Source organism: Proteus sp. TSJ240517, from assembly GCF_047921575.1.
Lineage (GTDB): Bacteria > Pseudomonadota > Gammaproteobacteria > Enterobacterales > Enterobacteriaceae > Proteus.
Genome location: NZ_JBLRMH010000002.1, coordinates 1 through 26,583 on the forward strand (window position 1 = coordinate 1; position 26,583 = coordinate 26,583).

A 26,583-nucleotide genomic window follows, 5' to 3' on the forward strand; every position below is an offset into this window, starting at 1 on the left:
CGACAGCGCACTTAATAATCAAATCGATATATTCAGTGTAATTTATAGACATTTACTGTCGAAAAAAGTTTCAAATAATATAAATCATATTTAAATATCCCCATCCCCCTTACTCAATAAAAACATAAAGTATAAAAAAAGAGGCTTATATAAGCCTCTTTTTGGTTTAGTGTTATCTATTACTGCTTCGCGATTATCTTATTGTCATCTAAATCTAAGATAATCTCTTTGCCCGGTAATAATTTGCCAGACAAGATATCTTGAGCTAATGGATTTTCAACCTCTTGCTGGATAGCCCGTTTTAATGGACGAGCACCATAAATTGGATCGAATCCAACTTCACTCAATTTCTCTAATGCAGCCCCAGTGATAGTAACGTGATAACCACGCTCTTCTAAACGCTGGTATAAACGACGCAATTGAATTTGTGCAATCGCTGCAATGTTTTCTTTACCTAATGGGTGGAATACCACAACTTCATCAATACGGTTGATAAACTCTGGTCTGAAATGATGGCCAACAACATCCATCACAATGTTTTTCATTTCAGGATAATCAATTGTCCCGAAGCGTTCTTGAATTAAATCAGACCCCAAGTTCGATGTCATAATCACAACTGTATTACGAAAATCGACTGTTCGGCCTTGTCCATCCGTTAAACGACCATCATCCAATACTTGTAATAAAATATTGAATACGTCTGGATGCGCTTTTTCAACTTCATCTAATAAAATGACTGAATAAGGGCGACGGCGAACGGCTTCTGTTAAATATCCACCTTCTTCGTAACCAACATATCCTGGAGGTGCACCCACTAAACGAGAAACGGAGTGTTTTTCCATAAATTCAGACATATCGATACGAACCATTGCATCATCACTATCAAACAAGAAGTTCGCTAATGCTTTACACAACTCAGTCTTACCTACCCCAGTAGGCCCTAAGAATAAGAACGAACCAATTGGACGATTTGGATCAGATAATCCAGCACGGCTACGACGAATAGCATTAGATACTGCACTCACAGCCTCAGCTTGACCAATAACACGTCTATGTAGCTCTTGTTCCATTCTTAGCAGTTTTTCACGTTCCCCTTCTAGCATTCTAGATACAGGAATACCTGTCCAACGAGCCAAGATTTCAGCAATTTCAGCATCAGTGACTTTATTACGTAACAGCTTCATATGTTTATCTTCAGCTTTATTAGCTTCAGCAAGCTGTTTTTCTAACGTCGGGATTTGTCCATATTGGATCTCTGACATTTTCGCCAAATCACCGCTACGGCGAGCTTGTTCTAATGCAATACGAGCCTGCTCTAATTCAGATTTAATATGTTGAGTGCCAGTAAGTTCTGCTTTTTCTGCTTTCCACTCTTCTTCTAAAGCAGAATACTCTTTCTCTTTTTCAGCAAGTTCTTCATTTAGCATCTCTAAACGTTTTTTACTTGCATCATCAGACTCTTTTTGCAGTGCTTGTTGTTCAAGTTTCAGCTGAATAATACGTCTATCAAGTCTATCTAATGCTTCTGGTTTTGAATCCATCTGCATACGTAGGCTTGCGCCCGCTTCATCAATTAAGTCAATCGCTTTATCTGGTAACATACGGTCAGAGATATAACGATGAGATAAAGTCGCAGCCGCAACAATCGCAGGATCTGTAATTTGAACATGATGATGAAGTTCATAACGTTCTTTCAGACCACGTAAAATAGCAATAGTATCTTCTACAGTTGGCTCAGCCACATACACTTTTTGGAAACGACGCTCTAATGCCGCATCTTTTTCAATATATTGACGATATTCATCAAGTGTTGTTGCACCCACACAGTGTAATTCACCACGAGCTAATGCAGGCTTTAACATATTTCCCGCATCCATAGCACCGTCAGCTTTACCTGCGCCAACCATCGTATGTAATTCATCAATAAACAGAATGACACTGCCTTCCTGTTTAGATAAATCATTTAAAACCGCTTTTAAACGTTCTTCAAATTCACCACGGTATTTAGCACCTGCTAATAACGAGCCCATATCTAAAGAAAGTACACGCTTATTCTTTAAACCTTCAGGGACTTCACCATTAACAATACGTTGAGCCAAACCTTCAACAATGGCCGTTTTACCAACCCCTGGTTCACCAATAAGCACAGGGTTGTTTTTAGTACGGCGTTGTAGAACTTGAATAGTTCTTCTTATTTCTTCATCACGACCAATAACAGGATCGAGTTTGCCTTGTTCTGCTCTTTCCGTTAAATCCACAGTATATTTTTTCAATGCCTGACGTTGGTCTTCTGCATTTTGATCGTTCACTGTTTCTCCACCACGTATTTTTTCAATCGCTATCTCAAGACTTGCTTTATTCGCTCCGGCAGCTTTTAGCATATCAGCAACTTGCCCACCGGTTTCCATAGCAGCTAAAAGAAAGAGCTCTGACGAAATAAATTCGTCACCTTTTTTCTGTGCCAATTTATCGCACAAGTTAAGGTGCTTAATTAAATCATTTGAGGGATGAACCTCTCCACCAGCACCTTCGACTTTAGGTAATCGAGACAAAGCATCATTAATTCGCTCATTAAATTGCGATGCATTAACACCTACGGATGTTAATAGAGGGCGAATTGAGCCACCTTGTTGATTAAATAACGCACTCAGTAAATGTATGGGTTCTATAAATTGATTATCGTTCCCAAGTGCCAATGACTGGGCGTCTGCGAGAGCTTGCTGGAATTTGTTGGTTAATTTATCCAGACGCATAACACCTCCAAGTAAAATTTAAAGTAAAATTCGTAACTGGAGAATAGATGAGGTCATTTTGACAATATTCAAGCTCAAAATAAAAATTTTGAGCAAAAATATTCATCAATATTTGAGATAAGTGAGAAAAAACGTTGAGAGGAAGTTTATTTAATCCAGATTAATGATGCCATTCGCCCAGTTACATGCTCTCGTCTATAAGAAAAGAAGCGCGATGGATCAGTTACAGTACAAAAATCGCCACCATAAATCTGAGTTATTCCACTTTCCTGTAAGATTATTCTCGCTAACATATAAATATTAGCTAAATATTTACCATTATGGGGAATAAATGCAGATTCAAAGGCAATATTTTTCTCTATAAACGCCAAACGGACTTCTGCACCAACCTCAAAAGCAGTTGGTCCAATTGCTGGCCCTAGCCATGCCATAATTTGATCTTTAGGTGCTTTAAACTGCGCAAGTGTATTCTGTAATACACCATGACAAAGCCCTCGCCATCCACCATGAGCGGCGCCAACTTCTGTTCCATCAACAGTTGTAAAAAGGACTGGCAAACAATCTGCCGTCATAATTGCGCAAACTTTTTTCACGGTAGAGGTGTAAAGGGCATCACCTTGTATTTCATTATTTTTCTCAGTATTTAGCGTAACAACATGAGTGCCATGAACTTGTTCAAGCCATAGTGGCATTTCAGGCAATTGAGCTTGCTGGCAAAGTCTGCGTCTATTTTCTTCAACATCAGACAATTTATCACCAACATGAGTACCTAAATTGAGGCTGTTATAAGGCGGTAGACTAATCCCACCTTCTCTCAAGGTACTGCAAGACCCAATATTTTCAGGTTGTGGCCAATCTGGAAAAATCAATGAAGTCATTTACCAATCCATTTCATCTTTAAACTGTTCAACGTCAGCTTTTAGCACATCGATAAGCTTAACCATATCATCAGGCAATGGTGCATGCCATTCCATTTCAATACCTGTTATTGGATGATAAAGACGTAGCATCGTTGCATGTAGCGCTTGTCTATCAAATAAGCGTAACGTTTCACGTAATTCATCTGAAGCCCCTTTTAAAGGACGAGGTCTTCCTGCATAAAGCTGATCACCGATTAAAGCATGGTGAATATGAGCCATATGAACACGAATTTGGTGAGTACGACCGGTTTCTAAACGTAAACGCAAACGTGTATGAGCACGGAAATGCTCCATAACACGATAATGTGTTACTGCTGGTTTACCCATTGGGTGCACAGCCATATGTGTCCGTTTAGTTGGATGTCGAGAAATAGGTTCATTCACTAATCCTCCCGCTGTCATTCTTCCTGTTGCAACCGCTTCATACTCACGCGTGATTTCACGACGTTGTAAAGCTTCAACTAAATGCGTTTGAGCAGGAACTGTTTTTGCAACAACCATTAAACCTGTTGTATCTTTATCCAATCGATGGACAATACCCGCACGAGGTACATTAGCAATCTCTGGATAGCGATAAAGTAATGCATTTAATACGGTGCCATCAGGATTACCCGCACCAGGATGAACAACGAGATCTCTTGGCTTATTGATAACTAAAATATCGTCATCTTCATAAACGATATTTAACGGAATATTCTGAGGCTCCCAGCGAACTTCCTCTTCAATTAAGGCATCGACTTCAATTTTTTCACCGCCAAGCATTTTTTCTTTTGGCTTATTGATGATTTTATCGTTAACCTGCACTCTATTGTCTAAGATCCACTCTTTTATACGAGATCTTGAATAATCAGGGAACATTTCGGCCAAAGCCTGATCTAAGCGTTGACCCAGCTGTGAATCTGCGACTGTAGCATTAAGTCGTATTTGTTGAGACATAAATAATTTTCTATTAATTAAGTTAGTGTTTTGACGGCACAGCCGTTTCATTTAAAATGAGTTATAGTGTAACCGATTTCAGGGGAGCTTCACGGAGAGACTCCCCAAACCTATTCAGAGGATAATCAATACGTGATGAGACGCATTAAATACCTGGTGGCAGCGGCCACTGTAAGCCTGTTACTTGCTGGCTGTTCGAGTTCAGACAAAGACGTTACTGCCGATATGTCGCCTTCTGAGCTTTACTCAACCAGTCAGGAAAAATTGCTAGATGGCAATTATGGAGCGGCTATCAAACAATTAGAGTCTCTCGATAATCGCTATCCTTTTGGCCCTTACTCGCAACAAGTTCAACTCGATCTGATTTATGCTTATTATAAATCAGCGGAACTACCAATGGCGATTTCTGCAATCGACCGTTTTATGCGATTAAACCCAACCCATCCTAATATCGACTATGTTCTTTATATGCGAGGCTTAACAGCTCAAGCATTAGATGATAGTGCATTACAAGGATTCTTTGGTATTGATCGTTCAGACCGTGATCCTCAACATGCCATCGTGGCATTTAAAGATTTTAGTCAATTAGTTCGTTACTATCCAGACAGCCTTTATGTCGCCGATGCAACCAAACGCCTAGTCTTTCTTAAAAACCGTTTAGCGAAGTATGAGCTTTCTGTTGCGAAATTCTATACTAAACGAGGGGCTTATGTCGCGGTTATTAATAGAGTAGAGCAAATGATGCGCGATTATCCTGACACACAAGCTACTCGTGACGCGCTTGTCTATATGGAAAACGCTTATAAAGAATTAGGTCTGACGCAAGAAGCAGAAAAAGTAGCTTCACTAATTGCAGCCAATCCAGCCTAATAAAAACATCACCATCAAAAACAGCAGCTTATCGCTGCTGTTTTTTTATTCTTTTCTAGCTAAATTGTCTTTGCTTTTCATCAGCCCAACCTTCCTAATATGACTGAATAAATGCAACTTAACAAGCGGTCTTTTTCAGCTATTTATCATTTGTCACGTTTCTATTACTAGTTACACATACATCTAACAAAAAGTGATTTTGATCATGTTTTAAATTGTGTATCACGATATTCTGAAGTTATCGAAGACGGAGTAATAAAGAGGTAACTATATGATTATAAATATTACTAGCAAACAAATGGAAATTACCCCAGCACTACGTGAACACATTGAAAGCCGTCTAACTAAACTCAATAAATGGCAGGTGAATTTAATCAATCCTCATATTATTCTTACGAAAGATCCTAAAGGTTTTAGTGTTGATGCCAGCATTCATACACCAAATGGGCAATTGGTCGCTAATGCACAACACACTGATATGTATGTTGCAATTAATGAATTACTCGCAAAACTTGAACGTCAATTAAACAAAGTTCAGCATAAAAACGAATCTCGTCGGGCTGATAACAGCCTGAAAGAAGAGAATTTACTTGTCGATGAAATGTAAATAGTAAAGCAAGATTAAAAATTAGAATAAATCACTGACTCAAAACGCCTCTGCGCATCCTCGTGATGCGCTTTTTATTGTATTTTTCTTGACTCTATTCACATCATCATGTTTGATAGCGATATGTTAAATAATTTACCAATCAATATAATGAAAAAACATTCACATTTGCCTTTCTTCTTTTTCTTTCTACTCTTTCATTAAGAGGCTTTGTCATTTCAGAAAGAAAAGTAAGAACGACAATAGCCTCCAAAATTGGAGGCTTTTTTATTTATGATGGCATGACATAACGGTATAGGGCTTAAACATGGAAAAACTCGATTTATCAGCAATCAGAGATAAAATCACAATGTTAGATTCAGAATTACTAACATTGTTAGCAAACAGACGTCAATTATCTGCTGATGTTGCTCAATTTAAATTGAATACACATCGCCCTATTAGAGATAAAAATCGTGAGCGTGAATTACTTGATTTATTAATTGAGAAAGGAAAAAACGTTGGGCTAGATGGTTTTTATATTAGTCGTATTTTTCAAATGATCATTGAAGACTCTGTCTTAACGCAACAAGCCATTCTACAACAACATCTTAATGCAACACCGAATGAATCAGCCAGAATTGCTTATTTAGGGCCTAAAGGCTCTTATTCACATATTGCTGCTCGTCAATATGCAGCCCGCCATTTTGATAGCTTCGTTGATTGCACTTGCCAGAAATTTGATGACATTTTTACACTTGTCGATACAGGCCAAGCTGATTACGGTTTACTACCTATTGAAAATACCAGTTCAGGGGCAATTAATGATGTTTACGATTTACTGCAAACAACATCAATCTCTATTGTTGGAGAAATTCGCATCCCTATTAATCATGCGCTTTTAACAAGTGTCGATAGCAGTACAGAAGAGTTGCAAACTATTTATAGTCATCCTCAACCCTTCCAACAATGCAGTCATTATTTAAATCAGTATCCAAACTGGAAAATTGAATATTGCGAAAGTACAGCTGCTGCAATGGAAAAAGTAGCTCTTGCACAATCACCACTTGTTGCGGCTATTGGTAGTGAAGCCGGTGGCTCTCTTTATGGTTTAAAACCTTTAGCTAATAATTTAGCAAACCAGCAAATAAACGTAACACGCTTTATTGTTATTGCACGAAAAGCCATTGATGTTTCAGAGCAAGTACCCGCTAAAACAACCTTCTTAATGGCTACTGGGCAACAAGCGGGTGCATTAGTCGATGCATTAATGATTTTAAAAAAATACGACATTATTATGACGAAACTCGAGTCTCGTCCTATTAATGGCACACCTTGGGAAGAGATGTTTTATATTGATGTTCAAGCAAATTTACGTGATATTAATATGCAAAAAGCCTTACACGATTTATCACAAACAACACGTTCATTAAAAGTATTAGGTTGTTATCCTTCCGAGAATGTCGTTCCTGTTGAAGTAAAATAATAAAACGATCCACTAATAAATAAGCCAGATAGTACATCACCTATCTGGCTTTTTTTATCTCATATTCTTACTTTGTCACTCATTATAAGAAGCCATACATCGCTGCAAATATCCAACCAAAGACACAGGAAACAGTTACACCAATTAATCCTGGTAGAATAAAGCTATGGTTAATAACAAATCGCCCTATTCGAGTTGTACCAGAACGGTCAAATTGAATAGCGGCTAAGTCACTAGGATAAGTAGGAAGAATATAGTAACCATAACAAGCAGGTGCAGATGCAATGATATAAGCAGGATCAACACCAATACCCAATGCTAAAGGAACAATGGCTGCTAAAGCCGCTGCTTGTGAATTAACAAACTTAGATACCAATAATAAGACAACTGCATAAGCCCAAGGATATTCTCGTACTAATTGTCCTAATGCAGCTTCTATTTCTTTCATATGTGCAGAGAACATTGTCTCTGCCATCCAAGCAATACCATACACGGCAACAATTGCTATCATCCCTGAACGAAATACTTCATTTTTAGAAATAAGAGAAGGGTTGGTTTTACAGATAATAATAATTGACGCGCCAGCTAATAACATAAACATTTGAATAACGAGCACCATAGATAATGGCTTGCCATTAAATACAGGACGTATTTCAGAGAAAGCACCTAATATTGCCACAACAGCAATTGCACCTAAGAAAATCCACATTGCTACCCAGTTTTTCATAGGGAGCTTTTTATCTAGAAGTGTTGCTGTATCACCATAAACATAATCATGGTTTTCAGGAACTGAAACAAATTCTTGGAAGCGTTGGTCTTTATCTAAATCTTTTCCTCTAAACCAGCTAAAGATACCAATGGCTAAAATACCGATAAAAGTAGAAGGAATAGTAATTGCTAATAAATCTAAAAACTCAAGGTGTTTACCATTAAAAGTCACATCACCGAGCATTGCGACTAATGTAACAACGGCAACGGAAACTGGACTGGCAATAATCCCCATTTGAGAGCCGATTGTACTTGCCGCCATTGGTCTTTCCGGACGAATATTATTTTTAATCGACACATCATAGATTATTGGCAATATGGTATAAACAACGTGCCCAGTACCACATAATATTGTAAGAGTACAAGTTACGAGTGGTGCAACAATAGAAATATATTTTGGATTTTTACGTAATAATTTTTCTGCTATTTGCAACATAACATCTAATCCACCAGATGCTTGTAATGTTGCTGATGCAGAAACAACGGCAATAATAACTAACATTACATCAACAGGTGGTTTTCCTGGAGGGAGGTTAAAAACAAAAACTAAAATAACCAAACCTACACCACCTAATAGACCTAGTGCAATTCCTCCCTTTCTAGCCCCATAAAATAGACACACTAATATAATGGCGAGTTGTATTAAAAAATCCATAAATTACCCCTTGAAAAACACGTCGAAATATAAACAAAAAATAATACAATGAAATTTTTAGCACTTATTGCAAAAAAAAAGAGCTTATAAAATATAATTTACGATAATTGTTATAGGCATTTTTTTGATCATTGTTATAATTTTAATAATACCTTTTAATTTCATTCATTTTTAAGATCTCATCAACAAATAACTTTTAATAAAAAGACAATCTTGAACATTAATTATTATTAAATTAAACTCTGAGATAACAATTAAATAACAATAAACACAAGATGTATTAATCTATTAATAAATATAGATATTTATCTTATTGTTTTTAAATATATATTTATATTTCTCTACTTTTATTTTCTAAGTAAAAACATGTGATTCTTATCTATTATTAAATGGAGGGAAAGAATATGAACACTTTTATCATACTGATTTTAAGTCTATTTTTTACCAATAACGTAGATGAAATTAAATTAAAAGAGGGTTATCACACTTACTCACTAACGTCTCAAACGGATTTGAAACGTTGCACAGTAAGCCCATGTCCAGATCCTAAAGACTATTAACTTTTAAGCATTTTGTTTTAAAAGGAGTTATTATGAATAAATCATATATTTTAATATGCTCATTTTTATTCGCTAGTTATACGAGTGCTTATTTTGATGATAAGGCAGAAAAAAATATAACATCGAAAATTGAATATTCTCAAAATAATAGCAATATCTCTGCTTCTAGTCGTTGTGTTTGGCCACCTTGTGATGATGACTGGTGATAAGCTAAACATGAAATAATTAATAAAATAAAAAGGCCGAACAATTTATTTTATTGCTCGACCTTTTATATAACAAATAATTTAACTAGATTCGGCTATCGTTAGCCTTTTGTAATAATACACCACTCTCTTTCATAAATTGAGTAGCATAATCGCCAAACCAATCACTCACGTTATTAAATGAACGAACAAACTCACTCTTTGCATTTATATCTAATAAATCGATAGCTTGCCCCAAAGAATGATGATATCTACGAATTAGTTCAATATTCTCTTGTGATGATAAAATAATATCAGCATAGAGTTGAGGATCTTGAGCAAACAGTCGTCCTATCATTGCCAATTCTAAGCGATAAATAGGAGATGAGAGTCGCAGTAAACTGGCTAAGTCCACTTTTTCTTTTGCTAAATGCTGACCGTAAGCAAAGGTAGTAAAATGTCGAAGTGCTTGAATAAAACTCATGTTTTTATCATGCTCTTCTGGCGTAATCGCCTCAATTTTTGCTCCCCATACCATTAATTGCTCTAGCAACCATTCAAATTCTTGATGGTTTCGGCCTTCACAATAAGCCACAACCTGTTTTGCCAAACTGGGCACATCAGGGCCAAACATTGGATGAAGACCTAAAACGGGCCCACTATGTGCCTTTAACATCGCCTCTAAAGGGGCTTTTTTGATAGAAGCTAAATCGACTAATAAGCAATCTTTAGGCAATGGCGGTAATTGTTCAATAACCTCAACGGTTAAATGGATAGGTACACTAATTATTACCATTCCTGCATTATCAAAAATAGCAGGCGACTTAGTTTGCCATTCATCAGCTTCTAAACTTTCAACTTGATAGCCAGAGAGTGTAAACAAACGAGAAAATAGTTTACCCATTTTCCCATTTCCTCCCACAATAACGATTTTACCAAGTTGAGGGTTAAGAGTTTTAAATCCCTTATCATTCTCTTTAGTATAGGATTCTCGCATTACTCGGCGTAACACATCTTCAATCAAATCTGGGGAAATTCCCATCATTTGTGCGTCATTACGACGAGAAGCAAGCATAGCGGCTTCTCTATCAGGCGCATAAATCGGTAAGCCATGACGGTTTTTAACTTCTCCCACTTCAGCTACCAACTGCATTCTTTTTGCGAGTAAAGAAAGCAGTGATTTATCTACCTGATCAATTTGCTCACGCAAACCTTGTAATTCTTCAGCCATCTATGCTTGCCTCTTTTTTCTTTATGATTAACTAACTTTTTTTAACTGAGCTTCACGCTGAACCAAAATCGGGGAAAGTTGAGCATGTAAATTTCTTAATACTGACTCCGTTGTTTCCCAACTAATACACGCATCTGTTACTGAGACACCGTATTTCATTTCACTACGAGATTGCTCTGACGATTGATTGCCTTCATTAATATGGCTTTCTAACATAATGCCAGTGATTGATTCATTACCTTTAGTAATTTGCTCAATCACAGAATCAACCACCGCTGTTTGACGACGGAAATCTTTATTAGAATTACCATGGCTGCAATCAATCATTAATGATGGTTTTAATCCTGCTTTTACCATTTGAGCTTCACATTGAGCAACATCTTCTTCATGGTAGTTTGGTGTTTTGCCACCACGTAAAATAACATGACCATCAGGGTTACCTTGTGTTTGCAATAAACAAACCTGCCCTGATTGATTAATTCCCATAAACCGGTGTGGCATAGAAGCCGCTTTCATCGCGTTAATCGCAGTATCTAAATTACCATCTGTTCCGTTTTTAAATCCAACTGGCATTGAAAGCCCTGATGCCATTTCACGGTGAGTCTGAGATTCTGTTGTTCTGGCTCCAATTGCAGACCAACTAAATAAATCACCTAAGTATTGTGGATTGTTAGGATCTAACGCTTCAGTCGCTAGAGGCAAACCTAATTGTACAAGCTCAGTCAATAGCTTACGGGCAATATGTAACCCTTTTTCCATCTCAAAGCTACCATCCATAAATGGATCGCTGATTAAACCTTTCCAACCAACAGTTGTACGAGGTTTTTCAAAGTAGACACGCATCACAATATACAGACTATCACTTAATTCAGACGCTAAGACTTTCAGGCGTTTTGCGTAATCTAACGCAACATCGACATCATGAATGGAACAAGGCCCACATACCACGAGTAAGCGAGGATCACGACGTTGGACAATTTCAGAAATTGTTTGACGTGACTGAGCAATGGCATGCAGATCATTGCGACTCAATGGGTATTTTTGTTTTAACTCTTCTGGAGTAATTAAAACCAGCTCTTCGCTGATATTCACATTATTGAGTGCGTCTTTTTGCATGATCATAATCTTTACCTTTTTTATATCTGTCATTGTGATTTTTGTGTGTCTGAAAGATAAGATAACACGCAATGTAAAGAAATCAATCCATATTTTTAATAATTTTGACAGCAATGTAATCATATCTTTACGATTAATGTTTTTGATACAAATAAACAATAAATAACAATTAGTTACAATAAAAAGAGAGAGCATAAATAATGTGATGAAGATTGAATTAAAATACCATTTTGTAAAAATATATTTACAGCTTGTCTTTTAATGAATCTCGACATATGAAGAATAGATAAGATAGGGATATAGAGGTAAAAGAGGTAAAAACTAACAAGCAGTATTTTCAACATGGGGTGATATAAAAAAGGTCAGCAAATGCTGACCTTTTAACAATAACTTTCGGATGTGCGAAAGCGTATTATTTAGCGTTAAGACGCTCTTTAATACGAGCAGCCTTACCTGAACGCTCACGCAGGTAGTACAGTTTAGCTTGACGAACCGCACCACGACGTTTCACAGTGATGCTATCTACGACTGGAGAGTGAGTTTGGAATACACGCTCAACACCTTCGCCATTAGAAATTTTACGAACAGTGAATGCAGAGTGCAGACCGCGGTTACGAATAGCGATAACCACGCCCTCGAATGCCTGCAGACGTTTTTTAGAACCTTCAACAACCCATACTTTAACTTCTAAAGTGTCACCAGGACGGAATGAAGGAACATCTTGCTTCATCTGTTCTTGTTCGATTTGTTTAATAATATTGCTCATAATAACTCTCTTACCCTAGGTAAACTGATATTAATGACATCTTGTGTCAGACTTACTCTGCTGTTCCTGACAGATGTTCCTGTTGGAACTCTGTTAACAGCACTCTTTGCTCGTCAGTCAGAGCTAGGCTTTCCAGAAGCTCAGGTCTTCTTAGCCAGGTTCGACCCAGTGATTGCTTCATGCGCCAGCGATTAATATGAGCATGGTTGCCTGACAGTAAAACTGCCGGAACTTCCATACCATCTAAAACCTCTGGGCGAGTATAGTGAGGATGATCCAGTAAACCTTCAGCAAAAGAATCTTCTTTCGCAGAGGCTGCATGTCCGAGAACACCCGGTACAAAGCGCGCTACTGCATCTATCATTATCATGGCAGGTAATTCCCCACCACTTAATACGTAATCACCTACAGACCACTCTTCATCGATTTCAGTCTGAATGACACGCTCATCTATACCTTCATACCGACCACAAACCAGAATTAACTTCTCATTTGTTGCCAGTTCACAAACTCCTTGTTGATCGAGTTTGCGTCCCTGAGGTGATAAATAAATCACCTTTGCTCCATCACCTGCCGCAGCTTTCGCTTGATGAATGGCTTCCCTTAAAGGTTGTACCATCATCAACATACCAGGACCACCGCCATAAGGACGATCATCAACGGTATTGTGTCTGTCGTATGTAAAATCTCGGGGATTCCAACATTCTACATTGAGCAGACCATGCTTCACTGCCCGACCAGTCACCCCGTACTCGGTTATAGAGCGGAACATTTCTGGAAATAGGCTAATTACCCCAATCCACATTTTTGTGTCCCACTATTGAGAACCGTTAACCGGAATAATCTAAAAACCAGGATCCCAATCAACGATAATTTTTTTCGCTGAGAGATCGACTTTCTTGATAACCTGCCCATCAAGAAACGGGATTAGCCGTTCCCCGGCACCGAACGCATCTTTCAGATTAGCTTTAATGACCATGACATCATTTGAGCCCGTTTCCATCATGTCAGTAACGACACCCAGATCGTAGCCTTTGTCAGTTTCTACATGGCACCCCATCAGATCTTTCCAGTAATATTCACCTTCAAGCTCTGGAAGTTGCGAAGCATTCACAACAATTTCAAAATTAGTCAGGATATTAGCCGCATCTCTGTCATCAATACCTTTTAGCTTGACGATAATATCTTGGTTGTGATGTTTCCAACTTTCAATTTCAATAGTTTCCCACTGTCCATGACGTTGAATAAACCACGGTTGATATTCAAAAATGTTTTCGGCGTGTTCGGTGGAGGAAAAAACTCTGAGCCAACCACGGATCCCGTAAGGTGAACCCAATTTACCCATTACAATAGGTTCTATAGGTTCTTTTAAGGTTTTTTGTTCGCTCATTGTTACCACCGCGACAGATTAAGCGCTTTTCTTCGCTGATTTGATCAGGCCAGCAACACGTTCTGAAACTGTTGCGCCTTGAGCAACCCAGTGTTCAACACGGTCTACGTCTAAACGTAATTCTTCTGCATTACCGGTTGCCAGTGGGTTATAAAAGCCTACACGCTCAATGAAACGACCATCACGTGCATTGCGGCTATCGGTTACTACTACTTGGTAAAACGGACGCTTTTTTGCGCCGCCACGAGCTAAACGAATTGTTACCATAACATCCTCATTAGTTAATAAAACAACCAGACGCCATCGAGGAACGGAGTCCGGTTGTCATATAAAAAGCCCGAAAAGTTTACTCACTTTGGCGAAAAAAGCAATCCAAAGCACGTTTTTTTTCAGGCTTTTTGATTTTATCGGCCTGGGAATCCAGGTGGCATCATACCTTTCATGCTACGCATCATCTTAGCCATGCCACCTTTTTTCATTTTTTTCATCATACGTTGCATATCATCGAACTGTTTTAATAAACGGTTGACGTCTTGCACTTGTGTTCCTGAGCCCGCTGCAATACGGCGTTTTCTAGAACCTTTGATGATTTCTGGTTTTTGGCGTTCTTTTTTAGTCATGGAATTAATAATCGCTTCCATTTTCACTAAAATTGAATCATCCATTTGTGATTTTACTGCATCTGGCACCTGAGACATACCCGGCATTTTGCTTAACATACTCGCCATGCCGCCCATGTTTTTCATCTGCTTTAATTGATCTAAAAAATCATTTAGATCAAAGCCATCACCTTTTTTAAGCTTTGTCGCTAGCTTTTCAGCTTGTGCTCTATCAACTTTGCTTTCAATGTCTTCAATTAAAGACAGAACATCACCCATGCCTAAAATACGAGAGGCAATACGATCTGGGTGGAAAGGTTCTAAGGCTTCTGTTTTTTCCCCAACACCGAGGAATTTAATTGGCTTACCCGTGATATGGCGAATGGATAATGCTGCACCACCACGCGCATCACCATCAACTTTGGTTAATACAACCCCTGTTAATGGCAATGCTTCATTGAATGCTTTTGCTGTATTTGCCGCATCTTGACCCGTCATGGCGTCAACAACAAACAGGGTTTCAACTGGATTAATGGCTTTATGGAGAAGTTGGATCTCTTCCATCATGCCTTCATCTACGTGTAAACGACCTGCCGTATCCACCAGCAATACATCATAGAATTGAAGTTGTGCATGTTTTAATGCATTACTTGCAATTGTGACTGGATTTTCTTGAACAGTTGAAGGGAAGAAATCAATGCCAACCGTTTCGGCTAACGTTTCAAGCTGTTTAATCGCTGCTGGGCGATAAACGTCAGCAGAAACAACAAGAACTTTTTTCTTCTTTTTCTCTTTTAAGAATTTACCTAGTTTTGCGACACTGGTTGTTTTACCGGCACCTTGCAAACCTGCCATTAACACAACAGCTGGCGGTTGCGCTGATAGATCAAGGTCAGTATTCACTTCCCCCATCGCATTGACGAGTTCATTTTGAACAATCTTCACAAACTCCTGACCTGGTGTCAGGCTTTTGTTAACTTCATGCCCTACTGCGCTCTCTTTGACGCGCGCAATAAAATCACGAACCACAGGTAAGGCAACGTCAGCTTCTAATAAAGCCATACGTACTTCACGCAGTGTCTCTTTGATGTTTTCTTCGGTCAGTCTTCCTCGACCGCTTATATTGCGCAATGTGCGCGATAGTCTGTCACTTAAATTCTCAAACATTATCTTAGCTCAGTGTTAAAGTTGGGCTTATCGGTCATGTATGCCACCGATTATATCACGATGACTCGCGGATCTCTGCATAGAGATTTAAGCTTAATGACTTCAATAGTTGGAGCCGTATGCTCCTAGCGCTATACTAGGAAGTTATTCAAACAATATATGTAAGCGAAACTATGCCCGTTATATCAATCTCTATCGTCGCTGTCTGCGCTTATTTACTCAGTCTGGTGCTGTTTTTGCCCGGTCTGTTACGAAAAGAGCAGAATGGATACCGCGGATTAGCTCTACTATTTGCGGTAATTGCACTTATTGCACATGCCATTTCATTAAAATTTTTAATTTTCCGCCCCCACAGCGGACAAAATCTTTCACTCACCAATCTAGGTGCGATTGTGAGCCTGATGGTCTGCGTTATCATGACGATTGTGGCTTCTCGTGGCCGTGCATGGTTCTTGCTGCCTATTGTTTATTGTTTCGCAATAGTCAATCTTGTTATTGCAGCGCTGATGCCGGGTGAATTTGTTACACATCTTGAAAGTAGCACATCACTCTTTATTCATATTGGGCTGGCTTTATTAAGCTATGCCACACTGTTAATTGCCGCTCTATATGCTTTACAACTTAGTTGGCTCGACTATCAACTAAAAAATAAGAAACTAAAATTCTCACCTCAAATGCCACCATTAATGTCAATTGAGCGTAAAATGTTTCATATCACACAAGTAGGTGTCGTATTGCTGACACTGACCTTATGTACAGGTTTGGTGTATATGGATAATATTTTTGGTAAAGAAAATATCCATAAATCTATTTTCTCTATCATTGCTTGGTTTGTTTACATCATTTTATTATGGGGACATTTCCGAGAAGGATGGAGAGGAAAGAAAGTCATTATCTTTAATTTGATTGGCGCTATTATTTTGACATTAGCTTTTTTCGGTAATCGTTTATTACAAGAGTTAGTGCTTAATTAATTTTCTATTTTAGGGTAGCAAAAGGATCTCAATTTTGGAGCATGTGTCGACAACTACGCTCATTATCATACTTGTATGTATGATTATTGCCTCAGCTTATTTTTCTGGGACTGAAACCAGTATGATGACGATTAATCGCTATCGTCTTCGTCATGCTGCAAAACAAGGAAATCGCTCTGCAAAACGTGTGGAAAAATTATTACAACGTCCTGACAGATTGATTAGTTTAGTATTGATTGGCAATAATCTGATTAATATTGTTGCGTCTGCACTAGCTACCATTGTTGGTATGCGTTTATATGGTGATGCAGGTGTAGCAATAGCCACGGGTGTGCTGACCTTTATTATCCTTATTTTTGCTGAAGTGCTTCCAAAATCAATCGCGGCACTTTATCCAGAGCGCGTTGCTTATCCAAGTAGTGTTATTCTTTCTCCTTTGCAAAAAATGATGCTGCCTATTGTTTGGTTTTTTAATAAAATCACATTAATACTCATGCGTATTTTTGGTATCAAATCCCCAATAATACAGGGAAATGCAGTCTCAAAAGAAGAATTGAGAACTATCGTTAATGAATCTAAATCAAAGCTTTCGCAAAGAAATCAGAACATGTTGCTGTCGATTTTAGATTTAGAAAAAGTGACGATTGGCGATATTATGGTACCAAGAAATGAGATTTTTGGTATCGACGTCAATGACGAATGGAAATCTATCGTAAGACAATTAACTCATTCTCCACACGGTCGAATTGTGCTTTATCGTGACACTCTCGACGATGCAATTGGTATGTTACGAGTACGAGAAGCTTATCGCTTAATGACAGAGAAAAAAGAATTTACTAAGCAAATTCTGATGAAAGCGGCCGATAAAATCTACTTTATTCCAGAAAGCACACCATTAAACCTACAACTCGTCAACTTCCAGCGTAATAATGAAAAAGCGGGTGTTGTGGTTGATGAATATGGTGAGATTCAAGGTTTAGTCACTGTTGAAGATATTCTTGAAGAGATTGTTGGTGACTTTACTACCTCGATGTCCCCATCTTTAGCTGAAGAAGTTATTCCTCAAAAAGACGGTTCATTATTAGTCGATGGTACAACAAACATTCGAGATATCAATAAAGCTTTTGGTTGGCATTTACCTGAAGATGAAGCTCGAACGATCAACGGCGTCATTATTGAAGAGTTGGGAGACTTACCTGTTGTAGGTAATAAAATAAAAGTGAGTGACTACGAATTTGAAATACTTGAAGTTCAAGATAACGTCATTAAAAAGGCATTAATTCGCCACCTTTCAATCCCACATCATTAATGAATACAAAATAAGCGCCTTCTAAGGCGCTTATTTTCTACTGTTTATCCTAGCTCAAATCGTAATTTGCTATTACGAAAATCAAACTCTCTGGCGGGTTTCATATAGAAAGGTTCTATCGCTTGCTCTTGTATTAATTTTGCAGGTTTTAATTGTTGATAATCAGAATAGAAACCATGATTTTTGACCCACATAACTAAGTTTAATGCAGGCTGATAAGAATAATCAGCACCATACTCTTCACGCCGACAAATAAAACACGCAGTTTCTCCTTTATTCAAAGTAAGAGAAAGGGACTTGCGTGGAAAATTAGTAATAAGCGCCTCCTCACCGTTTATCGCTTCAATATTAAAATGATGAGGTGCTAAGCTACAAATATTTTCATATTTTAACTGTGAATTATCGCCACTATAACTGTTTGTTTTAATTTTATCTTGTTGAAAATACCAATGATATTGCTCTTCTTCTTTTTCTTTATAAAGATAATCACCACTTATTTTTATTATGGTATTTGTTTGTGGTTTAATGATTTTGGCAAATAATTCAGTATTGAGTTCAGACGATAGCAATAATAAATCAGGCTTGATAATAAGCTCTGGTTCACACTGAGAGCGTTTAACATACTTTTTGTGGACTCGTTCAAAGTAACGATATTCAAGTGCTTTAGAACGTCCTTGATAGAAAAAGGCATCTTTAGGAAATTGGGTACGCAATGTGCCTTTACCTACAAAATAAAATTCTCGAACAAAAAACTCTAACACTAATTTAGGTGATGAGAATTTGCGATTTTCCATAACAAAAGTGTACTCCGTGTATTAAGCATAAATTTAATCCATTACTGTGCTAACAATATAAGAAGATAAGAAAATAAAACAATGGAGTAGAGAAAAGAAAAATAATAAAGGAGATAAAAATAAAAAAGAGACAATAAATCAGGATGCGAATTTCTTGATCTATTGTCCCCTAATTTTATGAAGTGGCAGTGACTTAAATATGTAGCTCTTTTAAAGTCTCTTCAGGTAGTGCTAATTCATCGTTATGATTAATGCCAATACTATGAGATAAAATATCTCGTGCAATATCTTGTGCTTCTGTCAGTGAGTGCATTTCATAGGTACCACATTGGTACACATTCAGTTCTGGGATATGGTTTTGATCTTTTACTTTCAAAACATCTTCCATTGCCGCTTTCCATGCATTAGCTACACGTTGCTCTTCAGGTTGTCCAATTAAGCTCATGTAGAAGCCTGTACGGCATCCCATTGGGGAAATATCAATTATCTCAACACCATCACCATTAAGATGGTTACGCATAAATCCAGCGAACAGATGCTCTAGAGTATGAATTCCTTTCTCAGGCATGGCTTTTTTATTTGGCACAGTAAAACGTAAATCAAATACCGTGATGGTATCACCTGATGGCGTTTTCATTGTTTTAGCAACGCGTACAGCAGGTGCTGACATACGTGTATGGTCAACAGTAAAGCTATCCAATAAAGGCATAAAAAACCTCCTAAGAAAAATTTAAATATTTTTAAGAAAAAATGAAACTTTCTGCAAGTAGCCTGGTCTTAGTAATGAATACGCGCAAATTGTTATCATCCCTATTTCTCTATAGAATTTTTTAGCCACACAAATCTTAGTGTGGCTTTTTTCTATCTAAGTTTAGGAAGCCACGTTATCGGTGTTTGTCCCCGCATGGATCTTCAAATACTCATCAAAAGAAATGGTATCACTCTTTTCTAACTCTTCTTGACGTTTTATGGATGAAATTCTCTCATGATCAAAAGCTTCATCGGTTAACGTTTCATAAGGTGTTTTAATTAATTCTTGGTAATATTCTTCAGCTAAAGACAAGCCGAAACCACCAATACCTTGCGTTTTAATTTTATCTAAAAGTCTGCCAGAGAAAGTTAATTCAGGATTATCAAACATTTCTTCTAACTTAACGCAAACTTCCATATATTTAGTGCCTGAACAGCAATCAAGAACATTAGCAACACGTTCTAAATCAGCAAATAAGGCTTTACCCACTTGCGCTAATGGCTCTTTTCTTTCACCACAACCCATTCCAATAACTTGACCTGGCTTACGTCCTTCTAGAATAACGTTATTCCAATTTGAACGGCAGCACGCTAATTCAGAGGCGCTCATCTCTGGAGCATCAGCTAATACACACCAGATCAGGAATAAATCAAGGAAGCGAATTTGAGTTTCGTCAACACCAATTGGCGTAAATGGATTGATATCAAGTGAACGAACTTCGATATATTCAATACCACCACGTAATAACGCATCAGAAGGTGATTCATCCCCTTTAACCACGCGTTTAGGACGAATAGGCGCATAGAGTTCATTTTCAATCTGCAACACATTGGTGTTTAACTGAATATATTCACCGTTTTTCTTAACACCTAATTTAGCAAACTCTTCAGAAGGCTTATGAATCGCTTTTTTCAGCCCTTTGACATACGTTTCAAGATGATTAAAGGTGATATCTAAATCGCTTTGAGATTTATTGGTATACCCTAAATCACTTAAACGTAATGAAGTTGCATAAGGTAAATACTTCGCCCCTTTAGGAGTGCTTTCAAATGGTAGATTTGTTTCTCTTCCTTTTAAGAAAGATCCACAAATTGCCGGTGATGCACCAAAGAAGAATGGAATGATCCAGCCAAAGCGATAATAGTTACGAATAAGACGTAAGTAACCATCAGAAATCGCCTCTTTCCCACTCTCTTCATCTTTTACATTTGCCCATGCTTGCCAAAATTCGATAGGCAGTGAGAAGTTGTAATGCACACCTGAAATAGTTTGCATTAACGCGCCATAACGATTTTTAAGCCCTTCACGATAGAGTGTTTTAAAACGCCCAACATTAGAGGTACCAAATTGAGCCAAGGTAATCTTATCTTCGGCTTCAATAAAGCAAGGCATACTCATAGGCCACATACGTTCATTATCTAAGTGACGAGCTGTATAGCGGTGTAAATCACCTAAAAAATGCAAGGTATGTGCAATGTTATCATCAACAGGTGTAATAAACTCTAATAGAGACTCAGCAAAATCAGTTGTGATCCATTTATGAGTTAATGATTTACCTAATGAAATAGGATGCTCTGTTGATGCTAAATTGCCTTCTGGCGTAACTCTTAAAGTTTCACGCTCTATACCACGGTGGATGCCACATAAAACTTTAGGGTGTGCTTCCAACCAAGAAAGCGCTTTTGATACGTCCGGGATCAAAGGTGACCTCCCGCGTTGATTGATGTTAGTAAATAGATAGGAGTTACTTTATCGCAAAGTCACTAAATTGTCGCTGATTAGATGATGTTAGCATTGTTAGTTGGTGCTAAACAAAGACGTAATATTATGAAAAATAATAGAATGGTAGAAAGCAAAAAGCCCCGCAATAAGCGAGGCTTTTAAGATGGTGCATCCTGGAGGATTCGAACCTCCGACCGCTCGGTTCGTAGCCGAGTACTCTATCCAGCTGAGCTAAGGATGCGGGTCTGACGTTTTTGCTAGAAATAATAAACTAAAGAGATCTAATAAAAGATGGTGCATCCTGGAGGATTCGAACCTCCGACCGCTCGGTTCGTAGCCGAGTACTCTATCCAGCTGAGCTAAGGATGCATCGTAGTTACTTTTCTAGCTGCTCATATTGCAATTAGCAATCTGAGTAATGAGATGGTGCATCCTGGAGGATTCGAACCTCCGACCGCTCGGTTCGTAGCCGAGTACTCTATCCAGCTGAGCTAAGGATGCGCCGTTTTAATACTTTACGCTTTTAATGCAAATTATTCACCATTTGCACCAAAATAAAAACCCCATACATTAATCATGGGGTTGGAATATGGTGCATCCTGGAGGATTCGAACCTCCGACCGCTCGGTTCGTAGCCGAGTACTCTATCCAGCTGAGCTAAGGATGCAAATCTAAATGGCGGTGAGAGAGGGATTCGAACCCTCGATGCAGCTTTTGACCGCATACTCCCTTAGCAGGGGAGCGCCTTCAGCCTCTCGGCCATCTCACCATATTTAGAACCACTCGAAGAAGTTCTTACTGAACATCTCGTCTCTGTGTGGCGCACATATTACTTTCTCAGCCTAAGAAGTCAAACAATTTTTCTCAACTTTTTACGAATATACGTTTGTTTGAACACTTCACAAACAAACTGATGCGTTTATCATCAAGATTGGCTAAAAAAGTTCTAAACACAATGATATCGCTGATGAAAAATCATTCAAGTATTTTATTCTCTTAGTAAATAAATTCATTCACACATCAAATAATTGTGAAGCGAATGATTAGAGGTAAAAAGACTTTCAATTCTGTCAATCAGAATAAACGGATAGTGCAATAATAAATACAGTTCAAGGAGAACGAAGATAGGAACAAAGATAGGAATCAAAAGTCTTATAAAGAGAAAAGCGCCCAAACCCGGCAAAAGTGTGGACGCTTACGAATGAATTGTAACTGACTAAAAAATGGGAATTGATTTAGTAGTTATCAGTAGGCTGAGTTTTCTCGGCCTGAATTCGTTGATAGATCTCTTCACGATGGACTGATACTTCTTTGGGTGCGTTTACGCCAATCCGTACCTGATTACCTTTAACCCCTAAAACGGTTACGGTCACATCATCGCCTATCATAAGCGTTTCACCAACTCGACGAGTTAGAATAAGCATTCTTTGCTCCTTGAAAATTTACAAGAGTCGGGTCTCTAGAATTTCCCGGCCATTATCCATCATACATTGTCAATTCGTATAATCATTATTTATCACAAGTAACTCATACTTCATAACAAAATATAAATTTAGTGATTGATTATTTAACGGATTATCAATATCTCTATAAGGCGTTATCCCGATACAAACAGGGATAGCGCCTTTTTTCAGGTTGCTATCGCTTACAGATGCGATTCAACCCACTCGTCAACACTTGCCAAAGCAGCAGGTAAGGCTTCAACGTCAGTACCACCAGCTTGAGCCATATCAGGGCGACCGCCACCTTTACCGCCAATTTGCTGTGCTACAAAACTAATTAGCTCACCCGCTTTAACTTTAGCAGTTAAATCTTTAGTGACCCCAACAATTAAGCTCACTTTACCATCAGAAATAGTAGAAAGCACAATAATTGCAGAACCTAATTGATTTTTTAAATCATCAACCATTGTTCTTAACATTTTTGGCTCAACACCATTAAGCTCACGAACTAAAAGTTTGATACCTTTCACGTTTTTAGCTTGGCTACCTAAAGAGGAACTCTCTTGGGCAGCTTGCTGATCTTTTAGTTGTTGGAGTTCTTTTTCTAATAAACGATGTTTTTCTTGGACTGTTTTGATTCTTTCGACCAAGTTTGTACCATCACTTTTTAGAACTTGTGCAACAAGAGAGATGAGATCTGATTGTTCATGAATACTCTCAATTGCTGCAATACCCGTAATCGCCTCAATACGACGAATACCAGCCGCAGTACCTGACTCACTGACAATGCGGAATAAACCAATATCACCCGTTCTAGAAGCGTGAGTACCACCGCAAAGCTCAGTAGAGAAGTCACCCATAGTTAAAACACGAACTCGTTCGTCGTATTTTTCACCAAAGAGTGCCATCGCACCTTTTTCTTTCGCATCTTCAAGATCCATTAACTCAGTGACAACTGGTGAGTTAAGACGGATTTGCGCATTTACAATATCTTCAACTTCCCGTAATTGTTCTGGTTTAACAGCTTCAAAATGAGAAAAGTCAAAACGCAGATATTTATCGTTAACTAAAGAACCTTTTTGCGTAACATGCGTACCCAGAACTTGACGCAATGCTGCGTGTAATAAATGCGTCGCAGAGTGATTTAAACGAATAGCATCACGGCGAGCAGTATCAATGGCTGCATTGATTTTATGGTTAACAATAAACGACCCTACGTTAACTTTACCAATATGACCAATAGCTTTACCGTATTTTTGCGTATCTGTGACTTCAAACAGGCTATCTTTACCTGTTAGAACACCTTTATCACCAACTTGACCACCAGACTCTGCATAAAATGCGGTTTTATTTAAGAAGATAATACCTTCTTCACCTGCTTTTAATTCAGTGACTGATTGTCCGTTATGGAAAATAGCGGTAATTGTGCCCTGCTGTTCATCATGCTCATAACCAGAGAACTCACTGCGACTATCCACTTTGATTAAACTATTATAGTCAGTACCGAAACCGCTGGATTCACGAGCGCGTTTACGTTGCTCTTCCATCGCGACTTCAAAGCCTTTTTCATCAACTTTGATATTTCTTTCACGACAAACATCGGCAGTTAAATCAAGAGGGAAACCATAAGTATCATAAAGACGGAAAGCGGTTTCACCTGGAAGAACGTCATCTGTTAATTGAGCAAGCTCTTCATCTAATAATTGCAGACCACGTTCTAACGTGCGAGCAAACTGCTCTTCTTCCGTTTTTAATACTTTTTCAACGATATCTTGTTGGCGTTTTAATTCTTCACCCGCTTCTGCCATAACATCAATTAATGGAGCTACTAACTTATAGAAGAAGGTATCTTTAGCGCCAAGCATATAACCATGACGTACTGCACGACGAATAATACGACGCAGAACATAGCCACGGCCTTCATTAGAAGGGATAACGCCATCGCAAATAAGGAATGAACAAGAACGAATATGATCGGCAATAACACGTAATGATTTATTTTCTAAATCTGTTGCATTAGTCACTTGTGCAACTGATTTAATTAAAGAACGGAATAAATCAATGTCATAGTTAGAGTTTACATGCTGTAAAACAGCGGTAATACGCTCTAATCCCATTCCTGTATCAACCGATGGTTTTGGCAATGGATCCATTGTGCCATCTGATTGACGGTTAAATTGCATGAAAACGATGTTCCAGATCTCAATATAGCGATCGCCGTCTTCTTCTGGTGAGCCTGGAGGTCCGCCCCAAATGTGGTCACCATGGTCATAAAATATTTCAGTACAAGGTCCACAAGGGCCTGTGTCACCCATTTGCCAGAAGTTATCTGATGCAAATGGTGCCCCTTTGTTATCACCAATACGGATTATTCTTTCTGCTGGAATACCAATTTCTTTATTCCAAATATCATAAGCTTCATCATCTGTGGCATATACCGTTACCCAAAGTCTTTCTTTAGGTAAGTTGAACCACTCTTTGCTTGTTAATAATTCCCAAGCAAAATTGATTGCATCATGTTTGAAATAGTCACCAAAACTGAAATTACCTAGCATTTCAAAAAAGGTATGGTGACGAGCGGTATAACCCACATTTTCTAAATCGTTATGTTTACCACCAGCGCGCACACAGCGTTGCGCGGTTGTCGCTCGGGAATAAGGTCTATTATCCAATCCAAGAAATACATCTTTGAATTGGTTCATCCCTGCGTTTGTAAACAGCAATGTTGGATCGTTATTTGGAACCAAAGAACTGCTAGGTACTATTTGATGTCCTTTAGTATGAAAAAAGTCGAGAAACGCCTGACGGATCTCAGCGGTGCTTTTGCTCATAATTATCCCGAAATCAAGCTGGAAAAACAGAAATTAGAAATCTAGTTAGAGGAGGTTTATTGTTACCTCTACTTAGCCAACGAATACATAAGTAGGGATAAGATAGAATTTCTTCTGTCAGAAGTAAAACCCCCGATAAACTTATTCGTGTTGACATTGTAAATCGTCTAGTTTTTTTCTGAAAGTGGGATTGTTATCTGAGAATGGGACTTTTCTCTATTTAAGAGCAATTATCTTGGGAAATGTTAATAACTTAAAGTATTTTCATTTTGTAATTATTAAAAAGTATTTGCTATTACTGCTTTTTTGTGGAGTTACTCTTTATACGTTTATTTTCTCTGGATAATCTCTTTTTCTCATAGCAATTAGTAATAAACACATAAGCATTATTACTTAAATAAGATATTAAGAGCACGATAACTTACTAAAATAAAAGCGCTTATCAGTATAAAATTCACCTTACATCTCAACAAACCTTTAAATACAATTTAAATTAGATCCAAATATATTGAATATATTTATCTTTATATCTCAATTATTTATTATCTGGTGCAACCAGACTATCGTAATGATTCTTATTTGCATTATTTATTAGCAAGGATATATCACCAAAATTTCACTATATAAAATTTCATACAACTGTAAAAAATAGGTTAGTAAAAAATATCGTTATATTAAATAAAGTAGTGTTAAAGGCTATTTTTTAGGGGAAGAAAGCAAAATAAGACTAATTTTAACTCTCTTTTGAACAAAAAATACGACATACAGCAAA

General features: G+C 37.9%; 23 protein-coding genes, 5 tRNA genes and 1 other annotated feature. Of the genes, 7 read left to right on the forward strand and 21 right to left on the reverse strand.

Annotated elements, in window-relative coordinates; all coding sequences use genetic code 11:
- Positions 1-179 precede the first annotated feature (179 nt).
- From clpB to rluD, 3 genes are all read right to left on the reverse strand, one after another.
- Positions 180-2,753 carry an ATP-dependent chaperone ClpB gene (gene clpB / locus ACNARN_RS03605; protein ID WP_196534248.1) on the reverse strand — a complete coding sequence of 858 codons (2,574 nt, stop codon included), beginning with the start codon at positions 2,751-2,753 and terminating at the stop codon, positions 180-182.
- Between the two features lie 146 nt (positions 2,754-2,899).
- On the reverse strand, positions 2,900-3,631 hold the full coding sequence (gene yfiH / locus ACNARN_RS03610; RefSeq protein WP_198620966.1) for a purine nucleoside phosphorylase YfiH: 732 nt from the start codon (positions 3,629-3,631) through the stop codon (positions 2,900-2,902).
- A complete protein-coding gene (gene rluD / locus ACNARN_RS03615; protein ID WP_075672439.1) occupies positions 3,632-4,609 on the reverse strand; it encodes a 23S rRNA pseudouridine(1911/1915/1917) synthase RluD in 978 nt (325 codons plus the stop codon). It abuts the gene before it with no gap.
- Between the two features lie 135 nt (positions 4,610-4,744).
- Between rluD and bamD the strand changes: the two genes are divergently transcribed.
- The 3 genes from bamD (at position 4,745) to pheA (ending at position 7,551) form a co-directional block, all read left to right on the forward strand.
- On the forward strand, positions 4,745-5,479 hold the full coding sequence (gene bamD, locus ACNARN_RS03620) for an outer membrane protein assembly factor BamD (protein ID WP_198620999.1): 735 nt from the start codon (positions 4,745-4,747) through the stop codon (positions 5,477-5,479).
- A 271-nt stretch (positions 5,480-5,750) separates the two neighbouring features.
- The gene (raiA, locus tag ACNARN_RS03625) at positions 5,751-6,086 is read left to right on the forward strand and encodes a ribosome-associated translation inhibitor RaiA (protein ID WP_109374392.1); all 336 of its coding nucleotides are present in this window, start codon (positions 5,751-5,753) and stop codon (positions 6,084-6,086) included.
- Positions 6,087-6,240: 154 nt separating this feature from the next.
- Positions 6,241-6,358 (forward strand) — a sequence feature (Phe leader region).
- A 35-nt stretch (positions 6,359-6,393) separates the two neighbouring features.
- The gene (gene pheA / locus ACNARN_RS03630; RefSeq protein WP_196534250.1) at positions 6,394-7,551 is read left to right on the forward strand and encodes a bifunctional chorismate mutase/prephenate dehydratase; all 1,158 of its coding nucleotides are present in this window, start codon (positions 6,394-6,396) and stop codon (positions 7,549-7,551) included.
- A gap of 82 nt (positions 7,552-7,633) precedes the next feature.
- Here pheA and ACNARN_RS03635 read toward each other — a convergent pair whose 3' ends face one another.
- Entirely contained in the window at positions 7,634-8,974 is a 1,341-nt protein-coding gene (locus ACNARN_RS03635; protein WP_196534251.1) for an anaerobic C4-dicarboxylate transporter, read from the reverse strand.
- A 404-nt stretch (positions 8,975-9,378) separates the two neighbouring features.
- Here ACNARN_RS03635 and ACNARN_RS03640 point away from each other — a divergent pair, with 404 nt between their 5' ends.
- Together ACNARN_RS03640 and ACNARN_RS03645 are read left to right on the forward strand one after the other, a co-directional pair.
- A complete protein-coding gene (locus ACNARN_RS03640; protein WP_198620968.1) occupies positions 9,379-9,534 on the forward strand; it encodes a hypothetical protein in 156 nt (51 codons plus the stop codon).
- 32 nt (positions 9,535-9,566) lie between these two features.
- Positions 9,567-9,740: a hypothetical protein gene (locus ACNARN_RS03645; RefSeq protein WP_198620969.1), complete on the forward strand. Its 174-nt coding sequence runs from the start codon at positions 9,567-9,569 to the stop codon at positions 9,738-9,740.
- An 85-nt stretch (positions 9,741-9,825) separates the two neighbouring features.
- On the opposite strand, the gene tyrA is transcribed toward ACNARN_RS03645, so the two are convergent.
- The 7 genes from tyrA to ffh form a co-directional block, all read right to left on the reverse strand.
- Positions 9,826-10,950 carry a bifunctional chorismate mutase/prephenate dehydrogenase gene (gene tyrA / locus ACNARN_RS03650; protein WP_198620970.1) on the reverse strand — a complete coding sequence of 375 codons (1,125 nt, stop codon included), beginning with the start codon at positions 10,948-10,950 and terminating at the stop codon, positions 9,826-9,828.
- Between the two features lie 27 nt (positions 10,951-10,977).
- Positions 10,978-12,072, reverse strand: coding sequence for a 3-deoxy-7-phosphoheptulonate synthase (locus ACNARN_RS03655; RefSeq protein ID WP_100158633.1), 1,095 nt, complete (start codon positions 12,070-12,072; stop codon positions 10,978-10,980).
- Between the two features lie 406 nt (positions 12,073-12,478).
- Positions 12,479-12,832, reverse strand: coding sequence for a 50S ribosomal protein L19 (rplS, locus tag ACNARN_RS03660; RefSeq protein ID WP_023580978.1), 354 nt, complete (start codon positions 12,830-12,832; stop codon positions 12,479-12,481).
- A 52-nt stretch (positions 12,833-12,884) separates the two neighbouring features.
- Positions 12,885-13,637: a tRNA (guanosine(37)-N1)-methyltransferase TrmD gene (gene trmD / locus ACNARN_RS03665; RefSeq protein ID WP_109374397.1), complete on the reverse strand. Its 753-nt coding sequence runs from the start codon at positions 13,635-13,637 to the stop codon at positions 12,885-12,887.
- Between the two features lie 39 nt (positions 13,638-13,676).
- The gene (gene rimM / locus ACNARN_RS03670; protein ID WP_109374398.1) at positions 13,677-14,222 is read right to left on the reverse strand and encodes a ribosome maturation factor RimM; all 546 of its coding nucleotides are present in this window, start codon (positions 14,220-14,222) and stop codon (positions 13,677-13,679) included.
- A gap of 18 nt (positions 14,223-14,240) precedes the next feature.
- Positions 14,241-14,489: a 30S ribosomal protein S16 gene (gene rpsP, locus ACNARN_RS03675; RefSeq protein WP_004244772.1), complete on the reverse strand. Its 249-nt coding sequence runs from the start codon at positions 14,487-14,489 to the stop codon at positions 14,241-14,243.
- A gap of 137 nt (positions 14,490-14,626) precedes the next feature.
- Positions 14,627-15,988 carry a signal recognition particle protein gene (gene ffh, locus ACNARN_RS03680; RefSeq protein ID WP_023580979.1) on the reverse strand — a complete coding sequence of 454 codons (1,362 nt, stop codon included), beginning with the start codon at positions 15,986-15,988 and terminating at the stop codon, positions 14,627-14,629.
- 173 nt (positions 15,989-16,161) lie between these two features.
- Between ffh and ACNARN_RS03685 the strand changes: the two genes are divergently transcribed.
- Both ACNARN_RS03685 and ACNARN_RS03690 read left to right on the forward strand, forming a co-directional pair.
- A complete protein-coding gene (locus ACNARN_RS03685; RefSeq protein ID WP_069367097.1) occupies positions 16,162-16,962 on the forward strand; it encodes a cytochrome C assembly family protein in 801 nt (266 codons plus the stop codon).
- Positions 16,963-16,996: 34 nt separating this feature from the next.
- Complete coding sequence (locus ACNARN_RS03690; protein ID WP_196534253.1) at positions 16,997-18,271, forward strand: HlyC/CorC family transporter; 1,275 nt, start codon at positions 16,997-16,999, stop codon at positions 18,269-18,271.
- 44 nt (positions 18,272-18,315) lie between these two features.
- Here ACNARN_RS03690 and ACNARN_RS03695 read toward each other — a convergent pair whose 3' ends face one another.
- The 10 genes from ACNARN_RS03695 to alaS form a co-directional block, all read right to left on the reverse strand.
- Positions 18,316-19,065 (reverse strand): hypothetical protein, encoded by a 750-nt coding sequence (locus tag ACNARN_RS03695; protein ID WP_198626086.1) that lies wholly within the window; start codon positions 19,063-19,065, stop codon positions 18,316-18,318.
- A gap of 193 nt (positions 19,066-19,258) precedes the next feature.
- The gene (luxS, locus tag ACNARN_RS03700) at positions 19,259-19,774 is read right to left on the reverse strand and encodes an S-ribosylhomocysteine lyase (RefSeq protein ID WP_109374402.1); all 516 of its coding nucleotides are present in this window, start codon (positions 19,772-19,774) and stop codon (positions 19,259-19,261) included.
- A 162-nt stretch (positions 19,775-19,936) separates the two neighbouring features.
- Positions 19,937-21,517: a glutamate--cysteine ligase gene (gene gshA, locus ACNARN_RS03705; RefSeq protein ID WP_109374403.1), complete on the reverse strand. Its 1,581-nt coding sequence runs from the start codon at positions 21,515-21,517 to the stop codon at positions 19,937-19,939.
- Between the two features lie 185 nt (positions 21,518-21,702).
- A tRNA-Arg gene (locus tag ACNARN_RS03710) sits at positions 21,703-21,779 on the reverse strand.
- Between the two features lie 51 nt (positions 21,780-21,830).
- Positions 21,831-21,907, reverse strand: a tRNA-Arg gene (locus ACNARN_RS03715).
- 55 nt (positions 21,908-21,962) lie between these two features.
- Positions 21,963-22,039, reverse strand: a tRNA-Arg gene (locus tag ACNARN_RS03720).
- An 89-nt stretch (positions 22,040-22,128) separates the two neighbouring features.
- Positions 22,129-22,205: transfer RNA gene (locus ACNARN_RS03725), tRNA-Arg, on the reverse strand.
- Positions 22,206-22,214: 9 nt separating this feature from the next.
- Positions 22,215-22,307 (reverse strand) — tRNA-Ser (locus ACNARN_RS03730).
- A 466-nt stretch (positions 22,308-22,773) separates the two neighbouring features.
- On the reverse strand, positions 22,774-22,962 hold the full coding sequence (gene csrA / locus ACNARN_RS03735; protein ID WP_004244778.1) for a carbon storage regulator CsrA: 189 nt from the start codon (positions 22,960-22,962) through the stop codon (positions 22,774-22,776).
- 221 nt (positions 22,963-23,183) lie between these two features.
- Entirely contained in the window at positions 23,184-25,811 is a 2,628-nt protein-coding gene (gene alaS / locus ACNARN_RS03740; protein ID WP_198620974.1) for an alanine--tRNA ligase, read from the reverse strand.
- Positions 25,812-26,583 lie beyond the last annotated feature (772 nt).

What these genes read in the sequence shown, in the direction of transcription:
- raiA (WP_109374392.1), top strand. Translation starts at nt 5,751, where the DNA reads ATGATTATAAATATTACTAGCAAACAAATGGAAATTACCCCAGCACTA.
- ACNARN_RS03695 (WP_198626086.1), bottom strand. Translation starts at nt 19,065, where the DNA reads ATGGAAAATCGCAAATTCTCATCACCTAAATTAGTGTTAGAGTTTTTT.
- ACNARN_RS03640 (WP_198620968.1), top strand. Translation starts at nt 9,379, where the DNA reads ATGAACACTTTTATCATACTGATTTTAAGTCTATTTTTTACCAATAAC.
- ffh (WP_023580979.1), bottom strand. Translation starts at nt 15,988, where the DNA reads ATGTTTGAGAATTTAAGTGACAGACTATCGCGCACATTGCGCAATATA.
- rimM (WP_109374398.1), bottom strand. Translation starts at nt 14,222, where the DNA reads ATGAGCGAACAAAAAACCTTAAAAGAACCTATAGAACCTATTGTAATG.
- clpB (WP_196534248.1), bottom strand. Translation starts at nt 2,753, where the DNA reads ATGCGTCTGGATAAATTAACCAACAAATTCCAGCAAGCTCTCGCAGAC.
- trmD (WP_109374397.1), bottom strand. Translation starts at nt 13,637, where the DNA reads ATGTGGATTGGGGTAATTAGCCTATTTCCAGAAATGTTCCGCTCTATA.
- ACNARN_RS03685 (WP_069367097.1), top strand. Translation starts at nt 16,162, where the DNA reads ATGCCCGTTATATCAATCTCTATCGTCGCTGTCTGCGCTTATTTACTC.
- rpsP (WP_004244772.1), bottom strand. Translation starts at nt 14,489, where the DNA reads ATGGTAACAATTCGTTTAGCTCGTGGCGGCGCAAAAAAGCGTCCGTTT.
- pheA (WP_196534250.1), top strand. Translation starts at nt 6,394, where the DNA reads ATGGAAAAACTCGATTTATCAGCAATCAGAGATAAAATCACAATGTTA.
- ACNARN_RS03635 (WP_196534251.1), bottom strand. Translation starts at nt 8,974, where the DNA reads ATGGATTTTTTAATACAACTCGCCATTATATTAGTGTGTCTATTTTAT.
- csrA (WP_004244778.1), bottom strand. Translation starts at nt 22,962, where the DNA reads ATGCTTATTCTAACTCGTCGAGTTGGTGAAACGCTTATGATAGGCGAT.
- luxS (WP_109374402.1), bottom strand. Translation starts at nt 19,774, where the DNA reads ATGCCTTTATTGGATAGCTTTACTGTTGACCATACACGTATGTCAGCA.
- ACNARN_RS03645 (WP_198620969.1), top strand. Translation starts at nt 9,567, where the DNA reads ATGAATAAATCATATATTTTAATATGCTCATTTTTATTCGCTAGTTAT.
- alaS (WP_198620974.1), bottom strand. Translation starts at nt 25,811, where the DNA reads ATGAGCAAAAGCACCGCTGAGATCCGTCAGGCGTTTCTCGACTTTTTT.
- tyrA (WP_198620970.1), bottom strand. Translation starts at nt 10,950, where the DNA reads ATGGCTGAAGAATTACAAGGTTTGCGTGAGCAAATTGATCAGGTAGAT.
- yfiH (WP_198620966.1), bottom strand. Translation starts at nt 3,631, where the DNA reads ATGACTTCATTGATTTTTCCAGATTGGCCACAACCTGAAAATATTGGG.
- rluD (WP_075672439.1), bottom strand. Translation starts at nt 4,609, where the DNA reads ATGTCTCAACAAATACGACTTAATGCTACAGTCGCAGATTCACAGCTG.
- ACNARN_RS03655 (WP_100158633.1), bottom strand. Translation starts at nt 12,072, where the DNA reads ATGATCATGCAAAAAGACGCACTCAATAATGTGAATATCAGCGAAGAG.
- rplS (WP_023580978.1), bottom strand. Translation starts at nt 12,832, where the DNA reads ATGAGCAATATTATTAAACAAATCGAACAAGAACAGATGAAGCAAGAT.
- bamD (WP_198620999.1), top strand. Translation starts at nt 4,745, where the DNA reads ATGAGACGCATTAAATACCTGGTGGCAGCGGCCACTGTAAGCCTGTTA.